At 47.0% G+C, this 12,239-nt stretch carries 10 protein-coding genes; 2 read left to right on the top strand and 8 right to left on the bottom strand.

Annotated features, from left to right (window positions below; genetic code table 11):
* Positions 1-18 precede the first annotated feature (18 nt).
* The 7 genes from FS818_RS11500 to FS818_RS11530 form a co-directional block, all read right to left on the bottom strand.
* Positions 19-1,266, bottom strand: a complete 1,248-nt coding sequence (locus FS818_RS11500; RefSeq protein WP_145332860.1) for an L-lactate MFS transporter — start codon at positions 1,264-1,266, stop codon at positions 19-21.
* Between the two features lie 216 nt (positions 1,267-1,482).
* A complete protein-coding gene (locus FS818_RS11505; protein WP_145332861.1) occupies positions 1,483-2,394 on the bottom strand; it encodes a LytR/AlgR family response regulator transcription factor in 912 nt (303 codons plus the stop codon).
* Between the two features lie 55 nt (positions 2,395-2,449).
* Positions 2,450-4,102, bottom strand: a complete 1,653-nt coding sequence (locus FS818_RS11510; protein ID WP_145332862.1) for a LytS/YhcK type 5TM receptor domain-containing protein — start codon at positions 4,100-4,102, stop codon at positions 2,450-2,452.
* A gap of 1,541 nt (positions 4,103-5,643) precedes the next feature.
* Positions 5,644-5,931 carry a stage VI sporulation protein F gene (locus FS818_RS11515; RefSeq protein WP_145331903.1) on the bottom strand — a complete coding sequence of 96 codons (288 nt, stop codon included), beginning with the start codon at positions 5,929-5,931 and terminating at the stop codon, positions 5,644-5,646.
* A gap of 278 nt (positions 5,932-6,209) precedes the next feature.
* Positions 6,210-8,255, bottom strand: coding sequence for an ATP-dependent DNA helicase RecG (gene recG, locus FS818_RS11520; protein ID WP_123062350.1), 2,046 nt, complete (start codon positions 8,253-8,255; stop codon positions 6,210-6,212).
* A gap of 10 nt (positions 8,256-8,265) precedes the next feature.
* Positions 8,266-9,129, bottom strand: coding sequence for a DegV family protein (locus tag FS818_RS11525; RefSeq protein WP_145331905.1), 864 nt, complete (start codon positions 9,127-9,129; stop codon positions 8,266-8,268).
* A 101-nt stretch (positions 9,130-9,230) separates the two neighbouring features.
* Positions 9,231-11,030, bottom strand: coding sequence for a DAK2 domain-containing protein (locus tag FS818_RS11530; RefSeq protein ID WP_145331906.1), 1,800 nt, complete (start codon positions 11,028-11,030; stop codon positions 9,231-9,233).
* Between the two features lie 37 nt (positions 11,031-11,067).
* Between FS818_RS11530 and FS818_RS28770 the strand changes: the two genes are divergently transcribed.
* Together FS818_RS28770 and rpmB are read left to right on the top strand one after the other, a co-directional pair.
* Positions 11,068-11,427 carry a hypothetical protein gene (locus FS818_RS28770; RefSeq protein ID WP_186375466.1) on the top strand — a complete coding sequence of 120 codons (360 nt, stop codon included), beginning with the start codon at positions 11,068-11,070 and terminating at the stop codon, positions 11,425-11,427.
* A 240-nt stretch (positions 11,428-11,667) separates the two neighbouring features.
* Positions 11,668-11,856, top strand: a complete 189-nt coding sequence (rpmB, locus tag FS818_RS11540; protein WP_024631107.1) for a 50S ribosomal protein L28 — start codon at positions 11,668-11,670, stop codon at positions 11,854-11,856.
* Positions 11,857-12,087: 231 nt separating this feature from the next.
* Here the strand turns inward: rpmB and spoVM are convergent, their stop codons facing one another.
* A complete protein-coding gene (gene spoVM, locus FS818_RS11545) occupies positions 12,088-12,168 on the bottom strand; it encodes a stage V sporulation protein SpoVM (RefSeq protein WP_019424875.1) in 81 nt (26 codons plus the stop codon).
* Positions 12,169-12,239 lie beyond the last annotated feature (71 nt).

A 12,239-nucleotide genomic window follows, 5' to 3' on the forward strand; every position in this document is an offset into this window, starting at 1 on the left:
CAACGGGATAACTACAACTTAACTTGCCCGCGATGACGGGTTGAACTGCATCTGTTTTTTATGGGAATCACGTGCCCGCAGGCTTGTACCCGGAGGTGTGATGATCAGTGCCATCAGCAGTGATACCGCACAGAGCACCGCGATGACGATAAAGGTGAGATGGAAACCACCTAGCAACGCGCTGATGAATGATCCGGCCAGAGCACCAAATCCGAACCCTTGGTAGATCACACCGTAGTTTTTGCTTTGATTTTTCAAACCGAAGTAATCGGCCACAATCGCTGGGAACACGGTAATGTTACCGCCAAAACAGAAAGCAATCGCTGCCACACAAGCGAAGAAAATCCCAAAGTTTAGCGGCACCAGACTGAGCGTCATGACTGCTACGGCTGTAACCAGTAATGCTCCGGCAATGACCTTCATCCGTCCTACTTTGTCCGACAGCGCACCCAGAATAATTCGGCCCGCCGTGTTGAAGATAGCAACCATCGCAACCGCGTTCGCAGCCGTTGCTACGTTAAGACCTGCAAGCTGTACGCCAATGTCTTTGACAATGCCGATCAGATACAGACCGCTCATACATGCTGTGAAGAAAATACCGAAAAGCATATACGCTTCTTTTGTACGAAGCATTTCTTTGACTGTATACTCATGACGGACTTCTGCTGTTTCGTTAACCGTACCCTCTTTAGCACTCGCCGGAGACTGTCCACGAACCACAGCTTCGCGGATCAGGAATGATCCTGCAACAACGAGTACAAGAACGATCACGCCCCAGTACATAAAGGCTTGCACTGGACCAACCGCACTAATTAGCGCGGAGTTCACATATTTAAACAACAGACTGCCGGTACCAAAAGCACCTACCGAAATACCCGAAATCAGACCTTTACGTTCAGGGAACCATTTGATCAGATTGGATAGAGAAGTGATATACGCTGTGCCGTCCGCGAAACCGACCACAAAACCGGCCAGCAGATACAGCAGCGTTAACGAACTCACCTGAGAACTCAAAATAAGTCCCAGCCCGAGCACGATACCGGCTACCCGAATTAGACGCTGGAGACCCCAGCGCTCCTGCAACCGGCCCGCAAACAACGTAGCAAATGCCAGAGCAAAACTCGTAATCGAAAAAGTTATCGCGACCGAGCTGACGTCCCATCCGAAACGATCAGACAACGGTTGATTAAATAAACTCCAGGTGTAGATCGTGCCAAGCCCCATTTGTACAATAATCGTACCCAGTACAATAAGCCAGCGATTCATAGGTATAGATGATGTCTTTGTTGAATTAGATGCTGATGAAGCGGATGAAATAGCTGCTTTCATCGTAATCTCCCCTTTGCCGATGTCTGTGACATGCTGAACGTTCTCTGTACCATTCAAGCATACTTGAATGCGTTCACAAGACCATCATACATGAAAGGGGATTCATCGAGCCGTTTTGAGCATGAGTTGCATCAGAAGCGGAATGAAATGCCGTTATATGCGCATGAGTTGCCTGAATTCTTTGACCTTGCCACGACTGACCGGAACTTCGGCTTCCAGGTCGCGCAAACGAAGCAAATACGTATTGTTAAACCACGGCACAATCTCACGAATTTGGGCAAGGTTAACGAGATAGGAACGATGGCACCGGAAGAAGGTATCTTGCGGCAAGCGGCTGTGAAAATCGGAAATGCTAACCGGCATGGTGAACTCTCCATTTTTGGTATATACCTTGGTGACCTTCTCCTGAGCCTCCGCATAATAGATATCCGCCGAATCGGTGACAATGATGTTGTCGTTGCGTAACAGATTGATTCGTGTTCCTGTCAGATGATCCGCCGCCTGGGTTGAAGAACCAGATGATACCGCTCGTTGCTCCAGCCCTTGCTGTGCCTGCCGTGTGCCAAAACGAACCTGATCTTCTTTGGTGTCATATCCTCGCTGAGCCCCATGATCATTCGTTGGTGAGTGACCCTCGGCATGTCGATATGCCTGATCCTCCATCTGCATTCGGTTATCCATGTTCTCCGTTTGCTCCTGATCCCGCTTGAAGGTCAGCTCCAGCTTGTGCAGCATGGCTACGATCCGTTTCTCGTCATAGGGTTTCAAAATATAATCAAATGCTTCCAGTTCAAAAGCCTCAGCCGCATGCTCCTTATACGCAGTCGTAAATACGATGTAAGGTTTACGTGCAAACTTGCCAATATGATGAGCCAGCATCATACCGTCCAGCGAAGGAATGTTAATATCGAGAAATAGTACATCCACTTCCTGCTCCTGCAAAAACTTAAGCACATCCAGGCCATCTTCCAGACATTCCACAACCTCGATCCGGCTATGCTCCTGAATTAAATAACTCAGTTCCTCACTTGCCGGAATTTCATCTTCTACAATTAGTGCTCGCATTCTTCTTTTGTCTAACCCGTTCAACATGCCTTCATCTAACGCTCTCATCGCTTTATCACCTTGGTATGACATCTCCTTTGGGTACATCAAATAAAATATCTGTTCCTTGCTCTAATCTTCTAATCGTCAGGCCTTGTCCGTAAATCAGCTTCACACGCCGATGCACATTATATAGCCCGATCTGATTGCCCGGCATGCGATCATGGTAGACTTTTTCAATAATATCCGCGCTGATGCCTGCCCCGGTATCACTAACGCTGATTCGCACAAAATCGGGATGGTCCTGTACCCGAATCCGCACAGTTCCAGCACCCTTAACCTTCAGAATGCCGTGTATAATCGCATTTTCCACGAGCGGCTGAATGACCAGACTGGGAATATGCACCGCCACTTCATCAATCTCATAGACAACCGTGAGTCTGCTGCCAAAGCGTGCTTTTTCAATCTCCACATAATTACGGACTTGCTCCAGCTCTTTATGAATATCAATTAACTCGTCCGACAGCTCCAAGTTATAACGCATGTAACCTGAAAGGTTAACAATCAATTCGCGCGCACGATCTGGCTTGGTGCGTATGGACGAAGCGATAGCGTTCAGCGCATTGAACAAAAAATGAGGATGAATCGTCGTTTGCAAAGCGCGCAGTTCAGCCTTGTTCGCCGCTGCCTTAATCTCCTCTACGCGTGAAACCTCCATCTGCGTGGAGATAATCTGAGAGAGCCCTACAGCCATCGTTTGTAACGGATACGTAATTTTGTAAGCTTTACGATAATAGATTTTGAGTGCGCCCGTTACATCGCCACGTTCCTTCAAGGGAATAATCAGTAGCGAGTGAATATCTGGAGTCTTCTCATCCGTCACATCATTACTTATCGTAATTACCCCGCTGGAAATCGTCTTCTTAGTCATTTCACTAATAATCTCATTCCCAATATGATACCGTTCCTCACCAAAACCAACATAAGCCAAAACATTCCGTGTATCGGTGATCGCTACCGCGTCCGCCTGGATATCCTCTTGAATGATTTTGCATATTTTACGCAGGGAATCCTCATCAATTGAGCGGAAATACGGCAATGTTTTATTCGCTATCTCCAAAGCTAGTTTGGCCTGACGGCCTGCAATTAACTCTTTTTCCCCCTCCACACTCTGCACCAAAAGCACGATCAGCCCAATGTTCACCTCACCCAAAATCATCGGCAATGCAATCTTCGAAACGATATCTGCTCCAAGCGGATCAGGATACGAGTAAAGAAGAATCAGCAGCATCGTGAGTGCTTCAATGATCATGCCTGCCCCAATACCGATGATCCAGCGTTTGGATTTTGGGGTGTATTTGTGAATGTAACCCGACACCAACCCCGCCAGAATACTTGTGATCAGGCACGGGATAGCCGTAATGCCATCCATATCGATCAGATAACGGTGTACCCCGGACACGAGTCCCGTAATAATGCCCACCGGTGCCCCAAACAAAATTCCACCCGATAGAATTGCAATAATCCGTACATTAACAAGTGAGCCTTCAACGTTGATGCCTGTATAAGTACCAAAGATGGCAAACGCACAGAATAACAACGTTACCGCAGCATACTCCTGCCATCTTAACTTGCCCTTTTGCAAAATCTGCCTGAACCGCGGCACCCGTGACAGAAAAAACAAAAATATAATCAGCAGCGCCGCCCGCTCGAACAGCCCCAGCAACATCGTAAACATTTCCAACCCATCTTCCTCCACATCTATCTAAAAAATAACAATTACAATTACAGCGCCGGAAAACGCTCATGCATCCCGCAGTGCGACATGTATCCACACTACTCGTATGCAACAGTTTACCCTTCCCCTTGGAGGAAAGCAAAGGATATCCTGTGAAAATCAAAAAAAGGGCTTCATCACAGTGATACAGACTGCTATCCCCTTCTAACATGATCCTTCTCTCTTAAAAGTAACATTCGATAAAATACACACTGAAAATCCAATGTGGTATAATTAGGAAACTAATACCTGCTACATGAAGAATATCGTTAATTCTCCTCAGAAAGGTGCTCATATCCATGCTTGCAATTCTGCTCCTTGGATCACTTCTGCTGTTTAGTCTTATATTCTTTTTGTTAAAGTTGGTCTCCAGGCGATCCCACCATGCTGACCGATCCACAGGACGAGTACTCCAAGTCGTTTTATGTATTTCAATTCTGGTTTTGGTTGTCCAAGATTACATACTCACAGAACTACCTCATAACGGAATATTCATCGCCACATTCATCGCAATGTGGTTTGCAACTATGGTCCCGGAGCGTACTCCCGTTTCTAGTAAGGCCAAAGAGACCAACAGAACATCTGAATGACATTGTTCGACTATGTCTGGGTAGCGCAACGAAATAGCCAAAAGCAAGATTATTGTGATTAACTTTACCATACTGCATCACCAAGCTTCTCCGTTACGATACCCCAAATTCATCCTTTCCTCCTCAACATATCGCTCCGAATTCTAACGATCTCAAATGAGCTTATTTTAGCGATATTGAGCTTTCTGGAATTGTAACGATCACCAGAGAGCTTATTTCGTTGAAAAGAGCGTAAAAATGCCCGCTTACACATCAAATTCCTAAAATAAGCTTCCCTGAGATCGTTAGAAAATAAAAACGTCTGATATCGCCAAAATAACGTCTCTGGTGATCGTTAGAAAAAATCCTCCGAACGGTTCCGGTTCAACCTCTCCATATTTGCTCACTAGTCCACTGTGTAACTAGTTCACGACGTAACTGATGAACGTCACATTTTCCCACCACGCTAAATGTAACAAATACACTCTCCACAACCCATTATTAGCTATAGTGCTCACCGTTCCTTCTCTCACATCGTATCTCTGCACACAGGATGCTGCGCATAAACCAATCTGACTCCTTTAAAATCCAAAAAGGCATTTCATCAAGTCACACATGACTGATGAAATGCCCTTCTTTACATTACCACACTCTTTTGAATGTAATGTGCCTTTCAAAAAAAATCAGTTTACACGTTAACGGAGAGAGCAGAACCAATCTGTAGAAGCGAAGCGGGCGCCTGAAAGCTTTCTGAAAGAAAGCTACATCGGAAGCATACGCTTCGCCTTTATCACCGGATTTTACCCTTTATAGAGGGAAATTCACAAAAAATCCGGGGATAACAGCGCTCAAAAGGGTATTCTGTCCTCGGAGTGTCCCGTGTAAACACCCATCTTTCTTTGCAGGATACCATCACATTCAACCTTACCTGAACATGCCCCACAGCTTAATCAAATGAAACGTATTGTTCGGATCAATCTTCTGCGCGATCACAAAAGTGACAAATTGCTCCTCCTGTGCAGGCGAGAAGTTCTCATTCATAATGACTGCCGACGATTTAATGAGCCTGCGCACCTTCGCTTTATCCTGCAGATCGGCCTTGGTTACGCCATCGATCAGCTTTTTAATCCGCTCTTTGACTGCAGGATTCTTCATCTTTAATTTGATCCGCTCCACCAGCTGCGGACTAATTCCATATTGTTGGTAACCCAAAACGTACAGCACCTCCCAAAAAATGAACTCACTTCTTATTCATATGTCGGGAGGGCTTGGTCACTTGTCACTTTTTACAAAACATGCCTTGAAACAAACGTAGCTCATTCAAAATTAAGCTTTGAAGTAACACATTCCGGTTTGGCATTACTTTACGCTTCACTTTACGATATCACGTTATGAATTCTGGTTACTTATCTCATTACGCATTCAGGCCACGTATCTGAATTACGCAACCTTACGCTTCCAAACAGCATGTCCAGATTTAACATCCAGCGCTAATCAATCAGATCACCCTTAAACACCTGCTGTTGCTGGAGAAAATCACGCAGGGGAGTATAGTCCACAGACGTCCAGAATGTAGCATCCGCAATCAATGCAGATACATCATCCCGAGCCTGCTCCAGTACAGCAAAATCTGCCACCATATCGGCCAGACGGAATTCAGGCAGCCCGCTCTGCTTGGTGCCGAAGAAATCTCCCGGCCCCCTCAGATCCAAATCACGCCGTGATACCTCGAATCCATCCTCGGTTTCGGTCATGACCTTCATCCGTTCCTGCCCAACCTCTGTCTTCGGATCAGCAATGAGCACACAATACGACGCATGCGCACCCCGACCAACGCGGCCCCGAAGCTGATGTAGCTGGGACAAACCAAAACGGTCTGCGTCCATAATCACCATTAGAGTGGCGTTAGGCACATCCACCCCGACTTCTACCACCGTGGTAGACACCAGTAGCTGAATGTCATTGCTGTAAAATTCACGCATCATTTCTTCTTTTTCCGCAGCCGTCATGCGTCCGTGGAGAAGTCCCACTTTGTATTTGGGGAAGTTCTGCTGCATCTGTACATGAAGATCAATCGCATTTTGCACATCAAGCTTTTCCGATTCCTCGATCAGTGGGCAGATCAGATACGCCTGACGCCCTTGATCTACCTCTCTCGAGATAAAACCAAGCACCCGCTCCATCATGTCATGCTTCACCCAATACGTGGAGATCGGAATCCGTCCTTTCGGCCGCTCCGAGATCGTCGATACCTCAATATCACCAAATGCCGTAATCGCAAGTGTCCGCGGGATCGGCGTAGCCGTCATCGTTAATACATCCGGATTATACCCTTTGCGTCTTAAAACGCTACGCTGATTCACCCCGAAGCGATGTTGCTCGTCCGTAACCACAAGACCCAGCTCCCGGAAGAAAACATCTTCCTGAATCAGGGCGTGTGTACCCACCACAATATCCAGCATCCCCATCTGCAAGGATGCGATCAAGTCCTTGCGTTTGCGCCCGTTTACACTACCCGTTAACAGACCCACCGTCACCCCAAAAGGCTCAAACAGCTTCTGCAAAGAACGCATATGCTGCTCTGCCAGAATCTCAGTCGGCACCATAAGTGCCCCCTGAAAGCCGGAGCGCACCGTCGTATAAAGTGCAATGGCTGCGATTACCGTTTTGCCTGAACCTACATCACCTTGTAGCAATCGATTCATCGCATAGGGTGAACGCATATCATGTAATATTTCAAGTTCCACCTTCTTCTGCGCATCCGTCAACTCAAACGGCAGACTACGTACAAACTCTCGAATCGTCGTATTGTCGGTCGTATGCACCATACCATCCATCCGATTCCGATTCAGCGCACGAAATGCCTGCATTTTAAGTTGGAACAAAAATAACTCCTCATAGACCATGCGCTGTCTGGCCCGCTGACCTTCCTGATTGTCCTGCGGACGATGAATACCGGCTATTGCCTGCTTGCGTGGCATCAGATTATATTTTTTAATCAATGCTTGTGGCAAAATCTCCGGGATCATCTCACCGTATTGAACTAACCCCTGGTTGATCGTCTTACGCATCCACTGCTGCGTGACCTTGCCCGTAACCGAATAGACCGGTTGCAGCGTACCTGAACGTCCATCCCCCTTATCCGGGAATTCCGAATCCGATACGGTAAGCTGCATACGCTTTTGTTCCCATTTCCCGGTAAGCACAATTTCCCGGTTGGGTGTAAGCTGGTCCTTGAGAAAATGGCGGTTAAACCACGTTGCCGTAATCATCCACTCTTCCGTCATAATCTTGCAGGTCAGACGGGACTTTTTGCCATAACGTTGCAACACCGGAACACCCATAACCTGACCTTGTACCGTAATTTTGTCTCCGTCCTTAACCTCACTAAGCGAGCGCAGACGATAATCTTCATACCGAAACGGATAATATTCCAGCAAGTCTTTCACACTAGAGATGCCAAAGGCGTGAAGCTCTCCCTCTTTGAGAGCACTCACGCCGTTAATTTGCTTGACTGATATTTCTTCCAAGTTCATGATTAATCCCTCATTCCGGAACAGGCCACATAAAGATCGCAATAACACCGGGTCCCACATGACTACCGATAACGGCACCGATATTCGTATAGATCACTTCATTCAGTGTAAAATGACCCTGTAACTGTTCCGCACAAGCCACTGCTGACGCGGGATCAGCCGTATGACCTACCGCCAGATTGACTCGCTTTCCAGCCAGATCCTTCTGGAACAGTTCAATAATACGTGCCATTGCCTTTTTATGACCTCTGACTTTCTCTACGGCGTAGATGACGCCTTCTTCATCGATAGACAGAATCGGTTTGATGTTTAGCAGCGTTCCCAAGATCGCTGAGGCCTTGCCAATCCGTCCGCCTTTCTGCAGATACTCCAGCGTGTCCACCAGAAAAAACAGCTTGCGGGATTGCTGCATCGCCTGAACGGCAGCTGCAATCTCCGCTACGGATTTGCCTTGTTCGGCAAGCTCCGCGGCTTGCACAACCATTAAACCATACCCGTAGGAAGCCGATTTTGAATCAATGACCGTAAGATCGGCTTCGCGTTCCAGAAGCGACTTGCCGAGCATCGCCGATTGATACGTACCACTCATGCCCGAAGACAAGTGTATGGATACGATAGGTCTGTCAGGGTTTTCGTCCAGCAAACGCTGGTACACGTTCATAAAATCGGTAGGAGAAGGCTGCGAAGTCGTAGGCAGAACTGCGCTCTGCCTTAACTTATCGTAAAACTGCTCCGACGTCAGCTCCACTCCATCCGCATAGTTTTCTTCCCCGAACAACACGCGCAAGGGAACCACATGTATACCGTATTTACGAACCAGTTCCTCAGGAATATCCGCCGTACTGTCCGTTACAATCGCAACCTTGTGGCTCACAGGCTCTCCTCCTCTTTACATCAAGTGCTATCATGCATGTTTAACAAGTCATTCGTTCAGCGTCTAAAATCGATAGTGATTGGCTTGTGAAACAACCGCAATTAGGACTCTACAGAGAACAGATAATAGTAAACAGGCTGTCCTCCCTGATGTACTTCGATTTCCGCATCAGGATACTGCTCTTCCAGCCATGCAACAAGAGAAGAAGTAATCTCAGCGTCAGCCTCTTCCCCTTCAAGAACCGTAACCACTTCATCTCCGCTCTCCATCATCTGCCCAAGCAGACCTTCGCAAGCATGAAGCATGCTCTCATCTGTCGCAACAATTTTGGAGTTATATATCCCGATATAGTTCCCGGCTTTGATATCCAGTTCATCATACTGTGTATCCCGAACGGCATGTGTCACTTGTCCTGACTGCACCCGGCTAATGGCCTCCAGCATCTGTTCACGGTTCGTTTCCGCAGACTCATCCTCCTGGAAAGCAAAAGCCGCTGCCATCCCTTGTGGAATCGTCTTGCTCGGAATAACGGTAATCCGGCGCTCATCCTCCAGCAATTCACGAGCCTGTTCGGCAGCAAGCACGATGTTGGAGTTATTCGGCAAAATAAAGATTTGATCCGCCGCAATCGAACGAACGGCTTTTACAAAGTCTTCTGTACTTGGGTTCATCGTCTGACCACCAGACATCACCACATCTACACCCAGACTTTTGAAAATTTCCGCAATGCCGTCACCTGAAGAAACCGCAATAAAGCCATATGGTGCCATTTCATCAGCCGGAAGCACCGCTTCTTCCAATGTGCTTGTCTTCTCATGCGGAATTTCAGCAAAGATATCCGGTGAAGCTGCGAGATCCATGCCTGCGCTCAGCAGGTCCCGGTGCTGTTCACGCATATTGAGAATATGAATCTGTGTAATCTCTCCATACTTCAAAGCCAGATTCAATACATCACCAGGTGTCTTGGAATGCACATGCACCTTGATCACTTCATCATCGGCAATGATGATGATCGAATCTCCATTTCTTGACAACGCTTTCCGGAACAACTCTTCATCAAATGAAGCTCCTGCATTCTCACCAAGCTCACGATTGATGAAAAACTCCATATCGTACAGGAATTCAATATCTTCTGTTTCCAATCTTGCCTGAGCCGACAAAGGCATCTCGGGCGTAATTACTTGTGCCGCCTTCGTTGCAACCGGTTCGATTGCAGGCGTTTTCACCGGTGTTGCTACTGAAGAAGCAGATTCTTTTTGCAGTGAGGCACGTGAACTACCGTCTGTTTTCAATAGCACGTCCATAAAACCTTCATAAATATATACAAGACCCTGACCACCCGAATCCACCACACCGACCTGCTTTAAAACAGGCAGCAACTCTGGAGTCATCGCCAGCGCTTCTTTTGCTTTTAATAGAACTTCATTCATTAATTCAGTGATATCATTCGTCCGTCTTGCATAGTAGCTGGCATGTTTAGCCGCTTCTTTCGCTACGGTAAGAATGGTTCCCTCCACAGGCTTAACTACAGCTTTGTATGCTGCGTCAACACCATTTTGCAGGGCGGCTGCGAATTGAATCGTATTCAATTCTTCATAAGGAGCTGCTGAACGGCTGAATCCACGGAACAATTGGGATAAAATAACCCCTGAATTTCCGCGCGCACCCATAAGCAAACCCTTCGACAGTATTGCGGCAGCTTCTCCGATGGAAGCAGAGCTCTTTCTTTTGATCTCTGCAACACCAGCAGTCATTGTCAAATTCATATTTGTTCCCGTGTCACCATCCGGCACAGGGAAAACATTCAGGGAATTGACATGTTCTGCGTGCTGCCCTAGTTGTTCCGCTCCGGCGAGAACCATTGCGGTGAAATCTGTTCCATTTAAAGAACGTATACTCAAGTGAGAATTCCCCTTCCTAGCTTGATACACGAACAACTTGCACCAAGAATCAATTTGGTCTGTTCATGCGCTAACGCGGCTGCGTTATTCTTCGTCCATACCTTGTCCGGCACAGGCATACAATACAACATGTCAGCCGGATAAACGGTCTGGGCGGCCGGGCTACCAATATCCTGCATTCTCTGCAACCCGTTATGCGGGCATAGGGATATGCACCGGTATCAGAAGCCGACATGAATGCCGCATGGAGACTGGTGCCAATGATGGAATGCCGCATCTCACAGCGTTGCCAAAAAAGCAAACCTCCAACCTCTACGTACGGTTTTTTCTCCGGCTTCCCGCGGCAACAGCCTATTCGTGGCTGTACTATGGACTATTCAACATTGTACTATATTAGACAAGAGAAATAAATAAAGTTTTTGGATCAGTTGACGAAGCTTTTTTGATTATGATATTATATTTAAGTATTGTTTTATGCAGGTTAAGTAATGGAAATGATCCGGCCACGCCGGCTTGAACAACCCATTAGCTACTGAAGCCTGGTCTTTAGGATCAGGAAAGAACAATTAAGTCCTTATGGAATGACGTTTTGTCTCTCCCAAAGGCACTGGTTATTTTAGGATAGGAGGTGTAATCTATGTCTCGCAAATGTTATGTGACAGGTAAGAAACCGGGCACCGGTAACCACGTATCCCACGCTAACAACCGTAACCGTCGTTCTTGGGGCGTAAACGTTCAGAAGGTTCGTATTCTCGTGAACGGCAAACCAAAACGTGTATACGTAAGCACCCGTGCACTGAAAGCCGGTAAAGTGACTCGCGTATAATCACGCAAAGCTACTATAAATCGGGTAAGCAAAAAGCACCTTGTTCCTTGCAGGTGCTTTTTTGGTGTTCCAAAAAGCACCTTGTTCCTTGCAGGTGCTTTTTTGGTGTTCCAAAAAGCACATGTCCAACACATAGGAATGGCCGCCGCATGGCACATCATACAGATCTGGTTCTCCAGATGAGCGTGGAGCCAAAACGGCGGTATTCGACTAACTGTGCTGTTAATCAGATCAGTTCTTTTGAAACGTATTCAGGATCGCCTTTACAAACCCTCCCAAAAACTTCGGCAGTTTGAATGTGTAAAATTTCATACTTCACCCTCCCCATCATGCTCATGCATCCGCCGTATCCTATGCTTCAGGCCTTTTTCACCCAAACACGA

Origin of the sequence: Paenibacillus xylanexedens (genome assembly GCF_007680605.1) — a bacterium.
In the GTDB taxonomy this organism is placed as follows: Bacteria; Bacillota; Bacilli; order Paenibacillales; family Paenibacillaceae; genus Paenibacillus; species Paenibacillus xylanexedens_B.